This window comes from Aeromonas sp. R10-2, from assembly GCF_040908445.1.
Lineage (GTDB): Bacteria > Pseudomonadota > Gammaproteobacteria > Enterobacterales > Aeromonadaceae > Aeromonas > Aeromonas veronii.
The window spans coordinates 60,486-76,301 of sequence record NZ_JBFODS010000023.1 but is presented as its reverse complement, the minus strand read 5'-3'; the positions used below and the strand labels follow the sequence as shown (position 1 = coordinate 76,301).

Sequence of the window (15,816 nt, the reverse complement as noted above, 5' to 3'; positions counted from 1 at the left end):
CGACAGACTCATGTTCAATATTGCGACTGCGCCGTTTGCCCATAACCGCAAACAGACCCGAACCCTGATGCTGCTGGTGATCCTGGCCTGCGTACCGGGCTTGCTGGCCCAGACCTGGTTCTTCGGCTGGGGCTCCTTTATCCAGATCCTGCTGGCGTTGGTGACCGCGCTGCTGTGCGAGGCGCTGGTGCTCAAGCTGCGGGGCCGCGCCATCAAGCCAGCCCTGATGGATGGCAGTGCGGCGCTCACCGCCGTGCTGATCGGTCTCTCCCTGCCGCCGCTGCTGCCGTGGTGGATGCTGGTGGTGGGCACAGCCTTTGCCATCATTGTCGCCAAACACCTTTACGGCGGACTGGGTCAGAACCTGTTCAACCCGGCCATGGTCGCCTATGTGCTGCTGCTGGTCTCATTCCCGGTGCAGATGACCAGCTGGCTGCCGCCGGAGAGCGTGCGCGCCTACAGTCTCGGCTTTGGTGATGCGGCGTCGGTGATCTTCACCGGCTTTAGCCTCGACGGCTACAGCATGGCCCAGCTCAAGCAGGGGGTGGATGGTCTCACCATGGCGACTCCCCTCGATACCCTGAAAACCGGTCTGACCCAGGGGCTCACCACCGGCGAGATCCTGAGCGGCCCGCTGTTCGAGGGTTGGGGCGGTATCGGCTGGAGCTGGGTCAACCTCGGCTATCTGCTGGGTGGCCTGTTCCTGCTGCAACAGAAGGTGATCAACTGGCGCATTCCGACCGCCATTCTCGGTGCCCTGCTGGCGGCCTCCACCATCGGCTATCTGGTGAGCCCGGATGCGACTGCCACACCCATGTTCCATCTATTCAGCGGCGCAACTATGCTGGGGGCCTTCTTTATCGCCACCGATCCGGTCAGCGCCTGCACCACGCCGCGCGGCCGACTGGTCTATGGCGTGCTGATCGGGGTGCTGGTCTACATCATCCGCCGCTTTGGCGGCTATCCCGATGCGTTCGCCTTCGCCGTGCTGCTGGCCAACCTTTGCGTACCCTTTATTGACAGCCTGACTCGCCCGAAAGTGTATGGAGCCCGTCGCCAATGATGTTTCTGCCCTTTTCCCCCATCACAGCTGACGGAGCCCGGACATGTTAAAGAGCATGCGCAAGAACGGCCTTATTCTGGCGATGTTCGCGCTGGGCTGTACCGCGCTGGTGGTACTGACCAACGAGTTGACCAAGGATAAAATCGCCCACCAGCAGCAGCTGGAGAAGCAGCAGACCCTCTCGGTATTGCTGCCGGAAGGGAGCTATGACAACGATCTGGTGGCCAGCTGCAAGCAGGTGTCCAGCAGGAAGTATCTCGGCAGCGATCAGCCGCAAGCCCTCTATACTGCCAGCAAAAATGGCGTGGTGACCGGCTATGCATTGGAGGCGATTGCGCCGGATGGTTACAGCGGGGCGATCCGCATCGTGGCGGGCTTTGATGCCAAGGGCACCATCACCGCTGTGCGCGTGCTCGCTCACAACGAGACCCCTGGCCTCGGTGACAAGATCGAGCTGAAGAAATCGGACTGGATCAACAGCTTTGCCGGAAAATTCCTGACCCATGACAACGAGCCCCAGTGGGCGGTGAAGAAGGATGGCGGCGAGTTTGATGCCTTTACCGGCGCCACCATCACCCCGCGAGCCGTGGTCAAGGCGGTGAAGAACCTGCTGAAACTGCAGCAGGAGCAACCCGAACTGCTCAGCAACGCCCCGGCTTGTCCGGCGGCGAACTAACGGAGTCGAGCCATCATGAACCAGATGGAACAGATTGAAACGGGCGCAACCCCGCTTGCCGAGCTGGAAAGCCGCAAGGGCGAGCTCAAGGAGCTGATGAGTCAGGGGCTGTGGAAGAACAACCCCTCGCTGGTGCAGGTGCTGGGCCTCTGCCCGACCCTCGCCGTCTCCTCCACTTTTACCAATGCGCTGGGGCTGGGCCTTGCCACCATGGCGGTGCTGGTCTGCTCCAACCTCGCCGTCTCGCTGGTGCGCAACTGGGTGCCGAAGGATATTCGCATCCCGGTCTATGTGATGATCATCGCCTCGCTGGTGACCAGTGTGCAGCTGCTGATGAACGCCTACACCTATGGCCTCTATCAGGCGCTCGGCATCTTTATCGCCCTCATCGTCACCAACTGCGTCATCATCGGCCGCGCCGAGGCCTATGCCTCCAAGAACCCGCCGCTGCTGGCGGCCCTCGATGGCCTGATGATGGGCCTTGGCTTTACTCTGGTGCTGCTGGTACTGGGCGGCATGCGCGAGATCATCGGCATGGGCACCCTGTTTGATGGCGCCGAGCTGCTGCTGGGCGAGTGGGCCAAATCCCTGCGCGTCGAGCTGTTCCACGCCGATGCCAGTCTGCTGCTGGCGATTTTGCCGCCGGGCGGTTTTATCGGGCTGGGACTGCTGATCGCCGCCAAGAACGCCATCAACGACTGGCGGGACCGCAAACAGGCCGCTACCGTAGCCCACTGCAACGTTGCCCCGGCTCGCGTCCGGGCGACCGAACTATGATCGGACGCAAGGCATGAACAACCAGAAACGCAGAGAGATCCTCGAGCGACTGCGGGCAAACAACCCCCACCCCACCACAGAGCTCAACTTCAACTCGCCGTTCGAGCTGCTGATTGCTGTGCTGCTCTCGGCGCAGGCGACCGATGTCAGCGTCAACAAGGCGACCGACAAGCTCTATCCGGTGGCCAACACCCCGCAAGCAATGCTGGATCTCGGGGTGGACGGGCTCAAGGAGTACATCAAGACCATTGGCCTCTTCAACACCAAGGCCGAGAACGTCATCAAGACCTGCACCATCTTGCTGGAGCGCCACGGCGGCGAGGTGCCGGAGAATCGCGAAGCGCTGGAAGCCCTGCCCGGCGTCGGCCGCAAGACCGCCAACGTGGTACTCAACACCGCCTTTGGCTGGCCCACCATCGCCGTCGATACCCATATCTTCCGGGTATCGAACCGCACTGGCTTTGCGGTAGGCAAGAACGTGGATCAGGTGGAGGAGAAACTGCTTAAAGTGGTGCCCGCCGAGTTCAAGCTGGATGTTCACCACTGGCTCATCCTGCACGGGCGTTACACCTGTCTGGCTCGCAAGCCCCGTTGTGGTTCCTGTATCATCGAGGACTTGTGCGAGTACAAAGAGAAGGTCTATCCCGAAAGCTGATGGCCTCGCAACCGAGATTGAAAGCAGTACACATCACCAACCCGGAGAACTGAGCAATGAGAATTCTGCATACCATGCTGCGTGTCGGCGATCTGCAACGCTCCATCGACTTCTACACCCGCGTCCTCGGCATGAAGCTGCTGCGCAAGAGCGAGAACAGCGAGTACAAGTACACCCTGGCCTTCGTCGGTTACGGTGACGAGAAAGATGAAGCGGTGATCGAGCTGACCTACAACTGGGGGGTGAGCGAGTACGAACTGGGCTCTGCCTATGGCCACATCGCGCTGGAAGCGGACGACATCTACGCCACCTGTGACGCCTTGCGCGCCGCCGGTGCCAAGATCACCCGTGAGCCGGGCCCGGTCAAGGGTGGCACCACCGTCATCGCCTTCGTCGAAGATCCGGACGGTTACAAGATTGAACTGATTGCCAAGAAAGATGCCGGTACCGGGCTGGGTGACAGCTTCTAAGCTGCCCTAATCTCACGGCCTAATGGCAGGATCAAAAAAGAGCGCAGATGCGCTCTTTTTTATGCTTCTCTGACCGGGGACGGCGCTAGATCTCGCCATTGCGCCCCATGCTGATCACCACCCGCCGGTTCTTGGCACGTCCCTGTTCGGTTTCGTTGGAGGAGACATGCTGCTTCTCGCCATGCCCCTCCACCGAGATCTTGCCGGGATCTATCCCCAGATCGACAAACACCTTCTTGATGGCATCGGCCCGCTTCTCGGAAAGTTTCAGGTTCGGCCAGCGGCCGCCGTAGCTGTCGCTGTAGGCATCGATCACCACCACGTCGATGCTCTTGTCCGCCTTGATAAACTCGCTGATCATCGCCAGCCGTCGCTTGGAGGGGATGGAGAGCTGATCGCTGTTCTTGTCATAGGTGAGCACGCTAAAGGCGATGTCGTTGAAGCTGTAGGGCAAGAGTCCGCTTAGACAGTCGATAAAAGCTTGATATTTGACCCGAAAGTTGACAGACGACAGCGACACTCGCACCGCGCGGTTCTGGCGATACCAGTCCCGATACTGGAAGGTCGGCATCCGCCCCCCCTCCAGCTCGTCGAGCATGGTCCAGGCAGTCTGCCCCTCCACCAGCCCATCGAACTGCTGATAGAAGCGTAGTTGACTCACTTCTCGCCCGGCTATCCCCGGGCGCCATACCGGCGGCATGATGCCAAGGCTCACCGTCTGGGTCTGGGCCTGTGGCCGCTTGCCCTTGAGCTCGAAATCGAGGTTGATCTTGCGCCCGGCGCGGCTGACAAAGGCCCCCGTTCCCCAGTTGGGAATAGGGTGCTCTAGGCGACACTCAATCTGGGTATCGGAGGTCAAACGCCAGACGGATTGATCCAGACCGGCACCAAATTCGGTGACCCCAGCCTGTAACTGCATACTCACGGATATGCTGACCAACCCCAACACCCAAGCGTTCAATTGCTTGTCCTCCACACGATCTCACAAGAGATATCGGCGGCAAGAGGCCAAGCTTTAGCGACAAACTGCAAAGGCGTGCCGTTGGTGTGGCAAAGGCTTGCCCCTCAGCGGCAACCGACCGCAAGCGGCGCTTGTTCCCCCCTCTTAGCTCCGTGCCAACCGGCAGGAAGCTCGCTACAGTAAAATCAGGGCAACCAGACGCCGCTTATCGGGAACCACACTCATGCACCGCTCTTGCTCCTCTTTATGGCAGATGTTGTTGCCAATGCTGCTGGCGCTATCCGGCAGCACCGTCAAGGCCGCAACACAGGATCAGGAGTGGGCACAGGAGCGCGCAAATGCGGTGCTCTCTCTGATGACCTTCACGGTGGTGCCCGACATCACCGCCAGCAACCTCGATATCGGCAGCGGCACCAATCAATCTGCCGCCCTCAACATGACCCAGATCGGTGGCGGCGCCACCATGAGTGAAGCCGTGCCCATCTATCTGGAAGGGGCGATCGGCTTTAGCCGCTACGATCCCCAGTTTGTGGTGAGCAACGGCACCGAGAGCCGCACCCTCCCGACCAAATGGAACAGCCTGACAGCGTCAGGCGGGATCGGCTGGGATATCGCCCTCCATGAAGACCCGCGCGGTGGCCACTGGGTACTGCGCCCCATCGCCAACGTCTCGCTCGGTACCATGGCCAGCGATCTGCGGATCGGCAACTGGCTGCTGGAGCGCACCAAGGGCTACTCGCTGGATTTTCTCGATGGTGGGCAGCTCAATATGTACGGACTGGGAGGCTCGCTGATGCTCGACTACGAGCTCTTTTCAAAGGCGCAGGATATCGATGTCGAAGTGCGTTACTCCTACCAGCACCTGCAGAGCTTTGGCGGCACCTCGACCAGCGTCCGTGGTCACGCCGAGGCGGAGAACCTCGGTCTCTATCTGCGTCGCCGGGCCCCGCTATTCCACTGGACACTGCTCGACAGACCGGTGCGCTATGTACTGGAGGGGGCTCATACCGCATATCTGGGGGAACAGCGGGGGTTGCTTGGCGTTGACTCCCTCAACTCGATCGGTGCCGGTCTGGAGCTGGACAGCAGCAAGTACGACATCATAGTCACCCGTACCCGGCTGGTTGCCCGCTATATGTTCAGCCACAACACCAGCGGTTATTCCATCGGGTTGGCCATGAGTTTCTGAGTCGTTATTTTTGCCTGCCAAGAGTGGGCAATCCTCAGGAAAAGTACATTAACACTCCATATAATCACGCCCTATTGACGGAGGGTTTATTTATTCTGTCCTTTTCATATGCCTCACCACCCAGTCATATCAGGTAAAAATATCCACCTGCTGGCAGGCCCACTTTGCCACCCTCGCACACCGAATATTGGAGTTTTTGTCTGTATATTTACGGCGCGCAATGGCTGATTGGTCCTGTGATGTCGCCAGCCTGTGCCCGCTTGCAACAGGAAAAATACCAAACGCCCGACATCACTGACCGATGGCCAACTTTATCGACACTCATAAGGAACCATCCCGGATGGTCCCCCCTCTTTTGAAAAGTTACCTAAGCCACACCTAACGTATTGTTTTAAATGATTAATAGTTTTTCATATTTTATGAATCCAATTAATCCTGTTTTATTTTACTTACATCACCCGACTGCTAAATTTGGCGTCATCCCGGCAGGACGAGGCGCACTGAAACGACTGACTGCGGGCTACCGATAACAGGTGTGCAATGGGCACAGAAATAACGTTAAGGCATAGCAACCGTTATTTTGACGACATCACACTTGCTGATCCTTGTTGATTTGAGGTTATCTGATGAAAAAAACGCTGCTTGCTCTCTCTGTATTGGTCATGACCGGAACCGCATATGCAGGGGTGCCTGATTTATCCGCCAGCTGTCCTGGACATATTAATCTTCGCATCGAAGATGGCACGGCTTATATCAATAACCAGCAAATTCCACTTAAAAAAGTGAATTCAAATTTCTACGAGGCGAGCAAGGGGCGCACCACCCTCTCCATGGTGAAAAATGGCGACTGGGGCATCACCTATTTTGTCAAAAATGGCGACAGCGGCGCCTGCCAGCTCAATGACGATGAGAACGATGACGACGGCGATGATGATGAGAGCGCCAGTAGCAGTGCCTACAACGGCAGCACTGCACAAACCAAGGTTGCCGAGAACGCCTGCATGAACGCCGTTGCCAGAAAAGCGGGCGTCAGCCGCAGCAAACTGACCCTCGACTATGTGGCCGACTCCCAGGCGGGGATGATGATTGATATCAAGGGGCCCCATGACCGGCTCTGGCACTGCCTCACCGACTCCCGCGACCATATTTCTGGCATCAATCAGGACTGATTTCGAGCCACGGCTCAGCGGGGCCCACACCTACTGTGGGGGCTCCACCCCTTATCCATTGCAATTATTTGATACAGGTAAATGAAGATGAAATCCAAACAGACTCTGCTCAATGTCACCCTCGGTTGCCTGCTGGCGGTCGGTATCTCCGGCTGTGCCGTGGCCAAAACCCATCACGGCCACAAGACCCATGCCCAAGCGCACACTCAGGAAGGGGCCGTGCAGTATGGCGACGAGAGCCCGTGGGCTGGCAACTATAAAGCAGTCACTGACGATGGCCGCACCGTGGCCGAAATTCACGTCGATACCACAGGGGAGACCTATATCGATGGCAATCAGGTCAAACCAAGCCACAGCGGCAGCGACTACCTGAAATTCAAGCAGGAGACCATCACTTACACCCTGCGCAAAAGCGGCGCCAGCTGGAAAGACAACGATGCCGGCACCAGCGGCCGCATCCTGTTCGATTGATAATCCCGACACCAGCCTTGCCAGACACCAAGCCCCGCCAAGGGGCTTTTTTGCACCTGCGATTTAGCATCAACCACAGCCCGTCCCGAAAAATCCAGCCTTGTCACAGAGTTAGTGCAATCTGTCACATATTCCTGTTGATGAAATTGTTAGGATGGTTCAGTTCGGCGCCCAATTGTCCGCATGAAACCATGATGTCGATTGCCAGCCGCACTGGCTGGGTGATCACTGCGCCCGGAATGAAAATGACCTGCCGAACGCCAGCCAAGTATTTGCGCCACCAGTTACACCACAGGGATAGAGATTTTTGCCATGGCCAAGTTTTTGAATACCAGCGCAACCAACTACTTTCTGGAAGAACTTATCAAAGATGCCAAAGAGCGTCTGATCCTGATCAGCCCCTCCTCAAGCTCAACGACAGGATCAAGGAGCTGCTCACCGACAAGAACCGCCTCAAGATCGATGTGCGGATCGTCTATGGCAAAAGCGAGCTGCAACCGGAAGAGATCAGCTGGCTCAAAGAGCTCACCTATATCCGCACCAGCTTTTGCAAAAACCTCCATGCCAAGTGCTATCTCAATGAAGAGATGTGCATTGTCACCAGCCTCAATCTCTACGAGTTCAGTCAGGTCAATAACAACGAGATGGGGGTATTGATCCAGCGCTCGGAAGATCATGACCTTTACCGTGATGCCTATGATGAGGCCCAACGAATTATTCGGGTCAGTGATGAAGTCCGCATATCACTTGAACGGGTTGTCAGTGAAGCTGAAACCCAACAGCCTTCTGCTAACGAAAATGAGTCAGCCACTGAAAAACTGACCTCATCCAAACTGGCGCAAAAGTGGGGGATCAAAACCAATGAGTTGTTGGAAAAAATGGTGACTCACGGCTTGCTTGAGCTGCGTGACAGCAAGCATTACCTCACAGCCAAAGGCAAGGAGGAAGGTGGGGAGTTTAGAATGAGCCCCAAATTTGGCCCCTATTTCCTCTGGCCAGAGGCCATGAATCCCCTCTAATTCACTGACTGGATAAATGTGAAATGGACTTCACTCCCGTTATTGCGGTTCTGCTGGGCCAGTTCTGGTATCTGCTGCCCCTGTTGTTGATTGCCACCCTGATCAAAACGCCCAGGTTCAAGGGGATTGTTGGGGAGACATTTATCAACTTGGGCATCCGGCTTTTTCTCGACAAGCGGGAGTACCACCTGCTCAAGAACGTGACCCTGCCGACCCCGCAGGGCACTACCCAGATCGATCATGTGATCGTCTCGCACTTCGGGCTGTTTGTGATCGAGACCAAGAACATCAAGGGGTGGATATTTGGCAATCCAGCCCACAAGAGCTGGACCCAGCAGCTCTATCGCCGCAGACATACCTTTCAAAATCCCCTGCGCCAAAACTATCTGCACCTGATGACGCTCAAATCCTTGCTGGGTCTTGCTGATCATCAGCTCCATTCGATTATCTACTTTATTGGCGACTGCACCTTTAAAACCCCCATGCCGGATAACGTGATGAACCGCGGGCTTATTCGCTATATCAAGAGTAAAACCACTCAGGTGCTGACCCCTGCCGAAGTCACCAGAGTGATCGACACCATCCAGCGAGGACGACTGGCCGCCAATTGGCAGACCCATAAACAGCATGTGGCGCAGTTGAAAGCCCGTCACAGCGAGGTTCCCCACCCACCTTTATCCGTAGCTGCAATGTCTGTCGTCAATCAGGTGGTGAACGCCGCACCAATCACCATCGAATCGCTCACCCAAGCAAATCCACTATGCCCCAGATGCGGCAATCTGATGGTATTGCGTGCCGCCAAACGTGGGGATAACCGAGGCAATCGGTTTTGGGGATGCAGTGGATACCCCAAATGCAGATTCATTGTAAATCTCACAGGGAACAGCAAGGCATGAACTGCCACACAAGGGCAAACGTCCCCTGACATCAAGGGCGGCCAATTGGCCGCCCTTGATGCTTCTTAGCGAATTAGCGAATAGTCGCCATCTGCCGCACGCAGCGTTGTTCTCTATCATCCACCCGCTTGGCAAACCAGGCGGTGGTGAGGTTGCGGGTAATTTTCGGGCTCTTTAGCTGAATGCCGGGCAGGATGGCACGGGGCAATCGCTTGCCCGCTTGCTTGTCGGCCAGGGTAAAGATGCGATGGTAGAGATCGGTCTCGGCAAATTCGGCGGTATCCCCTTTGCGCAGGCTCTGGTGGATCGCTTGCTTGCTCATATTGACCCGGTTGGCGAGGGTGTAGACGGCCAGTTCGGTGTTGCCCGGCAGATCCGAGTCATAGCGGATCAAATCCCCGTCCAGCGCCAGAGTTTTGCCACTCAGGCGGCTGACGGCGGCCTGAAAAGCGGCATTGCGGCTGGCGTACCAGCCGGCGTTGAAGTCGGCAAAGCGGTAGAGGGTATCCGGGTAGTCGACGGGATAACCGAAGATATGTTTGGTGCCAAACCAGATGCCGCCGCGACGGGTAAAGACTTCGTGGCGGATGGAATCCTTGATTGGATAGGGGTAGCCACGGGCGTTGGCCTCGGCAAAGGCGATGCTCACCTGCATCGGGCCACCAGTATGCACCGGGTTGAGGTTGCCAAACAGCGTCTTGCCCATCGGCAGCATGCTGATCATGTCTTCGAAGATTTCACTCATCTCCCGCTCGGTACGCAACTTGTCGATGCGCTCGGCATAGCTCTTGCCGGTGGGCGAGTTGATGGAGAGCGCGGCCCGCACCATAAATTCGGGGATCAGCAGCTTGGCTGCCCGTGAGTTGATCTCTTTCCAGGCAATCTTGCCAAGGCCCGGCACCACGGGGTCGGCCTGATAGGTGGCTTCCTGCTCTGCAACCGCCAGCACGCTACAGACGTTGTGATCATTGACCGTCACCCCCTGAGTGGTGAGCGCCGTCACCACATCGTTGGCCCACCCCTGTTTGTCAGGCACCTGACGGGGCAAGAAGCGCACGATGCGGCTCTTCATATCCGCCGGTTTGCGCGGCTGCATGGCAGGCGGCGTTTTGGGGTTGCTCACGCTCGCCTCTTTGGCAGGCGCGGAGGCGGGATCACTGGCACAACCAGCCAGCAACAAAGCAGAGCAGAAGGCAAGAAGACGACAGGAAGGCAAAGCGGTCATAAGCATGTCCATTTTTTGTTGGCCCTACAGGCAGCGCCGCTGGCACTGCACTGACAAGCAAAGTGGGGCCATTGTAGAGGATTGCCTGCTGCAGTTGAAACCCGCGCTCGCAGCATCCCCTCCCCTTGCCAGATTTTGCCGCCCCACGCGCCATCCGTTGTCTGCGATGCGGAAGACATGACCTTCCTCCATGACTCTCCCGAGCCGAACGGTGAGCGCCAGATAAAAAGAAACCCCCGCCATCGCTGGCGGGGGTTGGTCGTCTGGCAAGTCGGGCTGATACCCGATGCAAACTCTTAGCGGTTTTTCACCTTCTGGTGCAGCTCCTGTACCGAGTTGACGTTGGCGGTGGCATCCACGCTGATGGCCATGCAGGTGGCAAACGCCTCATTCATAGTGGTGGTATACGCCACCTTGTTCTGCAAGGCGGCGCGACGCAGCTGCTTGGAGTCCTGGATCGCCACCCGCCCTTCGGCGGTGTTGACGATGTAGGTGTACTCGCCATTCTTGATGCGGTCGAGAATGTGCGGGCGACCTTCGTGCACCTTGTTGACCAGGCGCGGGTTGATGCTCGCTTCACCCAGCGCGACCGCGGTGCCGTGAGTGGCATCCAGCTCGTAGCCCAGCTCCAGCAGCTTGGCGGCCAAGTCGACCACCTGTGCCTTGTCGCTGTGACGCACTGACAAGAGGGCACGACCCTCTTTCGGTACGGCGTGGTTGGCACCCAACTGCGCCTTGGCATAGGCCTCGGCAAAGCTGCTGCCCACACCCATTACCTCACCGGTAGAGCGCATCTCTGGCCCCAGCAGCGGGTCAACCCCCGGGAACTTAGCAAACGGCAGTACCACCTCTTTCACCGAGTAGTAGGGCGGGATGATCTCTTTGGTAAAGCCCTGTTCTTGCAGCGACTGACCGGCCATCACACGGGCGGCAATCTTGGCCAGCGGAGCACCGGTCGCCTTGGAGACAAACGGCACGGTACGGGCGGCACGCGGGTTCACCTCGATGAGGTAGATGTCATCGCCCTTGACCGCGAACTGCACGTTCATCAGGCCGATAACGCCGAGCTCCAGCGCCAGCTTGCGCACCTGCTCGCGGATCTCGTCCTGAATCTTCTTGGACAAGGTATAGGGAGGCAGGGAGCAACCGGAGTCACCGGAGTGAATACCGGCCTGCTCGATGTGCTCCATGATGCCGCCGATGACCACATCGGTGCCGTCGCAGATGGCATCCACGTCCAGCTCGGTCGCATCGTCCAGGAAGCGGTCCAGCAGCACCGGCGATTCGTTGGAGACGCTCACCGCCTCGGCGAAGTAGCGACGCAGATCCTGCTCGTCATAGACGATTTCCATGGCGCGGCCACCCAGCACGTAGGAGGGGCGAACCACCAGCGGGTAGGTGATCCGCTCGGCCAGCAGCACGGCCTGCTCCAGCGCGGTGACGGTGCCGTTTTCCGGCTGCTTGAGGCCGAGGCGCTCGACAGCAGACTGGAAGCGCTCGCGGTCTTCGGCGCGGTCGATGGCATCCGGGCTGGTACCGATGATCGGCACGCCGTTGGCTTCCAGTGCACGGGCCAGTTTCAACGGGGTCTGGCCACCGTACTGAACGATGACGCCCTTGGGTTTTTCGATGCGTACGATTTCCAGCACATCTTCCAGTGTGACCGGCTCGAAGTAGAGACGGTCGGAGGTGTCGTAATCGGTGGAGACGGTCTCCGGGTTGCAGTTGACCATGATGGTCTCGTAACCGTCTTCGCGCAGGGCCAGCGCCGCGTGCACGCAGCAGTAGTCGAACTCGATACCCTGACCGATACGGTTCGGGCCGCCGCCGATGATCATGATCTTGTCGCGGTTGCTCGGGGCCGCTTCGCACTCCTCGTCGTAGCTCGAATACATGTAGGCGGTGTTGGTGGCGAACTCGGCGGCGCAGGTATCGACCCGCTTGTAGACCGGGAAGATGTTGTGGCGGGCGCGCAGTTTGCGCACTTCCCCTTCGGCCACGCCGAGGATCTTGGCCAGACGGGCATCGGCAAAGCCTTTGCGCTTCAGGGCGCGCAGGAAGTCGGCATCGAGACCGGCCATGCCGCGCTCTTTCACCTCTTCTTCCAGCGTCACCAGCTCTTCAATCTGCACCAGGAACCAGGGGTCAATCTTGGTCAGCTTGAAGATGCCATCCATGGAGAGACCGGCGCGGAACGCATCGGCGATGTAGAAGATACGGTCGCTACCGGCGTCCTGCAGCTCGTGACGGATGCGGGTCAGGGAGTCCGGGGCATTGAGGTCAACCATGGGGTCGAAGCCGGTTTTGCCGGTTTCGAGGCTGCGCAGTGCCTTGTGCAGAGACTCCTGGAAGTTGCGGCCGATGGCCATCACTTCGCCGACCGACTTCATCTGGGTCGTCAGACGATCGTTGGCACCGGCGAATTTTTCGAAGTTGAAGCGCGGCACCTTGGTGACCACGTAGTCGATGGCCGGCTCGAAGGAGGCAGGAGTGCGACCGCCGGTGATGTCGTTCATCAGCTCGTCGAGGGTGTAACCGATGGCGAGCTTGGCAGCGATCTTGGCAATGGGGAAACCGGTCGCCTTGGAGGCCAGCGCGGAGGAGCGCGACACCCGCGGGTTCATCTCGATGATGACCATGCGGCCATCTTTCGGGTTGATACCGAACTGGACGTTGGAGCCGCCGGTCTCGACACCGATCTCGCGCAGTACCGCCATGGAGGCGTTGCGCATCAGCTGGTACTCCTTGTCGGTCAGCGTCTGGGCTGGCGCGACCGTGATGGAGTCACCGGTGTGGATACCCATGGGGTCGAAGTTTTCGATAGCGCAGACGATGATGCAGTTGTCGTTGCGATCCCGCACCACCTCCATCTCGTACTCTTTCCAGCCGATCAGCGACTCGTCGATGAGCAGCTCTTTGGTCGGTGAGAGATCCAGACCGCGCTCGCAGATCTCGACGAACTCTTCGGTGTTGTAGGCGATGCCGCCACCGGAGCCGCCCATGGTAAAGGAGGGACGGATGATGCAGGGGAAGCCGACCATCTGCTGCACGCCCCACGCCTCTTCCATGTTGTGGGCGATGCCGGCACGCGGGCACTCGAGGCCAATGCTGCGCATCGCCTTGTCAAAACGGGAGCGGTCTTCGGCCTTGTCGATGGCGTCGGCGGTGGCACCGATCATCTCGACACCGAACTCGGCCAGCACGCCATGCTTCTCCAGCGCCAGTGCGCAGTTAAGCGCAGTCTGGCCGCCCATGGTGGGCAGGATGGCGTCCGGGCGCTCTTTCTTGATGATTTCGCGCACTACTTCCCAGGTGATGGGCTCGATGTAGGTGGCGTCTGCCATCTCCGGGTCGGTCATGATGGTGGCCGGGTTGGAGTTGACCAGAATGACGCGGTAGCCCTCCTCGCGCAGGGCTTTGCACGCCTGGGCGCCGGAGTAGTCAAATTCGCAGGCTTGGCCGATGACGATGGGGCCGGCGCCGAGGATCAGGATGCTCTGAAGGTCATTACGTTTTGGCATGAAACTCTTTCCTCTATTTCTTAGGCGCGATACTGCTTAATCAATTCAATAAAGTGGTCAAAAAGACCGGCACAATCGTGCGGGCCCGGGCTCGCTTCGGGGTGTCCCTGGAAGCTGAAGGCCGGACGGTCGGTGCGATGGATACCTTGCAGGGAACCATCGAACAGGGAGACGTGGGTGGCGCGCAGGCAATCCGGCAGGCTGTTCTCGTCTACCGCAAAGCCGTGGTTCTGAGCGGTGATCATGACGGTGTTGTCATCGAGGCTCTTCACCGGATGGTTGGCGCCGTGGTGGCCAAACTTCATCTTGACGGTCTTGGCACCGGAGGCCAGACCCAGCAGCTGGTGGCCCAGACAGATGCCGAACACCGGCGTGTTGGTATTGAGGAAAGCCTTGATGGCCTCGATGGCGTAGTCGCACGGCTCGGGGTCGCCGGGGCCGTTGGAGAGGAAGATGCCATCCGGGTTCATCGCCAGTACCTCGGCGGCCGGGGTCTTGGCCGGTACAACAGTCAGGCGGCAGCCGCGGTCAACCAGCATCCGCAGGATGTTGCGCTTGACGCCAAAGTCATAGGCCACTACGTGATATTTCAGCTGGTCGGAATCCGGGGTGACGTGCCCCTTGCCAAGCTGCCAGCTCCCGGTCGTCCAGTTGTACGCCTCACCAACCGTCACCTCTTTGGCCAAGTCCATTCCCTTCAGACCGGGGAAGGCGCGGGCCTGTTCGAGAGCATAGGCTTCATCGACCTGTTTCCCGGCCAGAATGCAGCCAGCCTGAGCGCCTTTCTCGCGCAGGATGCGGGTCAGTTTACGGGTGTCGATGTCGGCGATGCCAACGATGTTGTGAGACTTGAGGTATTCGGAGAGGGATTGCTGATTGCGGAAATTGGAGGCAAGTATCGGAAGGTCCCGGATGATCAATCCCTGAGCATGGATCTGACTGGACTCTTCATCTTCGCTGTTGGTGCCGGTGTTGCCTATATGGGGGTAAGTGAGGGTGACTATCTGACGGGAATAAGAGGGATCGGTGAGGATTTCCTGATAGCCCGTCATCGACGTATTGAAAACCACTTCACCAACGGAACATCCCTCGGCGCCTATCGACACGCCTTTGAACACAGTTCCATCTTCCAGCACTAGCAATGCAGTGTGATTCAAGACAACCTCCAGTTATTTAGCTTTAAATTCAGCAATTTACCTGGGTGTTGCGGGCTCGGTTCCGGTCTTGGACAGGACTCGAACCCGGCAGATTTCTGGCAAATTGGGCGCATTCTACTTAAAAAAAGTGGCATTTCAACGTCTTTTCTCAGATGAAATGCATCTAAATTCAATAAAAAAGCAACATTACCCATTATCTATGCACTTAATCGCTTTGCAACCCCCTCCCGCGAAAGAAAAGGAAAAATCACCATCAAAAGATGCAATCAAGCCAGCAATAACGACAAAAACAAACAAAAAAACCAATTAAAACAATGGTTTTTATTTTTACACAAAAAACATTAATGACAAATTTAACGCTTTTATGATGACAAGATTGAACATGAAAAATGGAAAACGTTTTTCCATGTTTGAATTTTTAGTCTTTTCCAGTCCGTGTAAAAAAATGGCTTTATCCGCCATAAAGATGCTCAAATCTGTTACCTGGTGATGACATTCAGGAAGGGAAAATCTGGCGGATAACGCAATAGTGTGATTTATAAGGAGTTCAGTTAAAAATTGCAGGCA

The 15,816-nt window shown here is 57.7% G+C and carries 14 protein-coding genes; 10 read left to right on the top strand and 4 right to left on the bottom strand.

Features of this window, described 5'->3' with window-relative positions; translation table 11 throughout:
• Positions 1 to 10 precede the first annotated feature (10 nt).
• Genes rsxD through gloA form a run of 5 tightly spaced genes read left to right on the top strand, consistent with a single transcriptional unit; the run spans position 11 to position 3,641 of the window.
• On the top strand, positions 11 to 1,063 hold the full coding sequence (rsxD, locus tag AB5Y97_RS05245) for an electron transport complex subunit RsxD (protein WP_005337606.1): 1,053 nt from the start codon (positions 11 to 13) through the stop codon (positions 1,061 to 1,063).
• A gap of 43 nt (positions 1,064 to 1,106) precedes the next feature.
• Positions 1,107 to 1,739 carry an electron transport complex subunit RsxG gene (rsxG, locus tag AB5Y97_RS05240; RefSeq protein WP_159157190.1) on the top strand — a complete coding sequence of 211 codons (633 nt, stop codon included), beginning with the start codon at positions 1,107 to 1,109 and terminating at the stop codon, positions 1,737 to 1,739.
• A gap of 24 nt (positions 1,740 to 1,763) precedes the next feature.
• On the top strand, positions 1,764 to 2,516 hold the full coding sequence (locus tag AB5Y97_RS05235) for an electron transport complex subunit E (RefSeq protein ID WP_201298862.1): 753 nt from the start codon (positions 1,764 to 1,766) through the stop codon (positions 2,514 to 2,516).
• Positions 2,517 to 2,529: 13 nt separating this feature from the next.
• Positions 2,530 to 3,171, top strand: a complete 642-nt coding sequence (gene nth / locus AB5Y97_RS05230; protein ID WP_159157191.1) for an endonuclease III — start codon at positions 2,530 to 2,532, stop codon at positions 3,169 to 3,171.
• Between the two features lie 56 nt (positions 3,172 to 3,227).
• Positions 3,228 to 3,641, top strand: a complete 414-nt coding sequence (gene gloA / locus AB5Y97_RS05225) for a lactoylglutathione lyase (RefSeq protein WP_005347113.1) — start codon at positions 3,228 to 3,230, stop codon at positions 3,639 to 3,641.
• Positions 3,642 to 3,726: 85 nt separating this feature from the next.
• Here the strand turns inward: gloA and AB5Y97_RS05220 are convergent, their stop codons facing one another.
• Entirely contained in the window at positions 3,727 to 4,602 is an 876-nt protein-coding gene (locus AB5Y97_RS05220; protein ID WP_174218718.1) for an OmpA family protein, read from the bottom strand.
• Between the two features lie 265 nt (positions 4,603 to 4,867).
• Here AB5Y97_RS05220 and AB5Y97_RS05215 point away from each other — a divergent pair, with 265 nt between their 5' ends.
• From AB5Y97_RS05215 to AB5Y97_RS05195, 5 genes are all read left to right on the top strand, one after another.
• A complete protein-coding gene (locus AB5Y97_RS05215) occupies positions 4,868 to 5,791 on the top strand; it encodes an autotransporter domain-containing protein (protein WP_368157358.1) in 924 nt (307 codons plus the stop codon).
• A 782-nt stretch (positions 5,792 to 6,573) separates the two neighbouring features.
• Positions 6,574 to 6,960, top strand: coding sequence for a hypothetical protein (locus tag AB5Y97_RS05210; RefSeq protein ID WP_274160272.1), 387 nt, complete (start codon positions 6,574 to 6,576; stop codon positions 6,958 to 6,960).
• Positions 6,961 to 7,047: 87 nt separating this feature from the next.
• Positions 7,048 to 7,431, top strand: a complete 384-nt coding sequence (locus tag AB5Y97_RS05205) for a hypothetical protein (RefSeq protein ID WP_274160273.1) — start codon at positions 7,048 to 7,050, stop codon at positions 7,429 to 7,431.
• 191 nt (positions 7,432 to 7,622) lie between these two features.
• Positions 7,623 to 8,450 (top strand): phospholipase D family protein, encoded by an 828-nt coding sequence (locus tag AB5Y97_RS05200; RefSeq protein ID WP_274160274.1) that lies wholly within the window; start codon positions 7,623 to 7,625, stop codon positions 8,448 to 8,450.
• Between the two features lie 23 nt (positions 8,451 to 8,473).
• Complete coding sequence (locus tag AB5Y97_RS05195; RefSeq protein WP_368157319.1) at positions 8,474 to 9,346, top strand: NERD domain-containing protein; 873 nt, start codon at positions 8,474 to 8,476, stop codon at positions 9,344 to 9,346.
• 73 nt (positions 9,347 to 9,419) lie between these two features.
• Here the strand turns inward: AB5Y97_RS05195 and AB5Y97_RS05190 are convergent, their stop codons facing one another.
• The 3 genes from AB5Y97_RS05190 to carA all read right to left on the bottom strand — a co-directional run bounded on the left by AB5Y97_RS05190 (position 9,420) and on the right by carA (position 15,249).
• Positions 9,420 to 10,571 (bottom strand): DUF1615 domain-containing protein, encoded by a 1,152-nt coding sequence (locus AB5Y97_RS05190; protein ID WP_040067843.1) that lies wholly within the window; start codon positions 10,569 to 10,571, stop codon positions 9,420 to 9,422.
• A gap of 296 nt (positions 10,572 to 10,867) precedes the next feature.
• On the bottom strand, positions 10,868 to 14,092 hold the full coding sequence (carB, locus tag AB5Y97_RS05185) for a carbamoyl-phosphate synthase large subunit (RefSeq protein WP_368157318.1): 3,225 nt from the start codon (positions 14,090 to 14,092) through the stop codon (positions 10,868 to 10,870).
• A gap of 20 nt (positions 14,093 to 14,112) precedes the next feature.
• On the bottom strand, positions 14,113 to 15,249 hold the full coding sequence (carA, locus tag AB5Y97_RS05180) for a glutamine-hydrolyzing carbamoyl-phosphate synthase small subunit (protein WP_368157317.1): 1,137 nt from the start codon (positions 15,247 to 15,249) through the stop codon (positions 14,113 to 14,115).
• Positions 15,250 to 15,816: the final 567 nt, after the last annotated feature.

Bases quoted from the DNA above. Each gene is read 5' to 3' on its own strand.
- rsxD (WP_005337606.1), top strand. From the start codon at position 11: ATGTTCAATATTGCGACTGCGCCGTTTGCCCATAACCGCAAACAGACC.
- rsxG (WP_159157190.1), top strand. From the start codon at position 1,107: ATGTTAAAGAGCATGCGCAAGAACGGCCTTATTCTGGCGATGTTCGCG.
- AB5Y97_RS05235 (WP_201298862.1), top strand. From the start codon at position 1,764: ATGGAACAGATTGAAACGGGCGCAACCCCGCTTGCCGAGCTGGAAAGC.
- nth (WP_159157191.1), top strand. From the start codon at position 2,530: ATGAACAACCAGAAACGCAGAGAGATCCTCGAGCGACTGCGGGCAAAC.
- gloA (WP_005347113.1), top strand. From the start codon at position 3,228: ATGAGAATTCTGCATACCATGCTGCGTGTCGGCGATCTGCAACGCTCC.
- AB5Y97_RS05215 (WP_368157358.1), top strand. From the start codon at position 4,868: ATGCTGCTGGCGCTATCCGGCAGCACCGTCAAGGCCGCAACACAGGAT.
- AB5Y97_RS05205 (WP_274160273.1), top strand. From the start codon at position 7,048: ATGAAATCCAAACAGACTCTGCTCAATGTCACCCTCGGTTGCCTGCTG.
- AB5Y97_RS05200 (WP_274160274.1), top strand. From the start codon at position 7,623: ATGATGTCGATTGCCAGCCGCACTGGCTGGGTGATCACTGCGCCCGGA.
- AB5Y97_RS05195 (WP_368157319.1), top strand. From the start codon at position 8,474: ATGGACTTCACTCCCGTTATTGCGGTTCTGCTGGGCCAGTTCTGGTAT.
- AB5Y97_RS05190 (WP_040067843.1), bottom strand. From the start codon at position 10,571: ATGACCGCTTTGCCTTCCTGTCGTCTTCTTGCCTTCTGCTCTGCTTTG.
- carB (WP_368157318.1), bottom strand. From the start codon at position 14,092: ATGCCAAAACGTAATGACCTTCAGAGCATCCTGATCCTCGGCGCCGGC.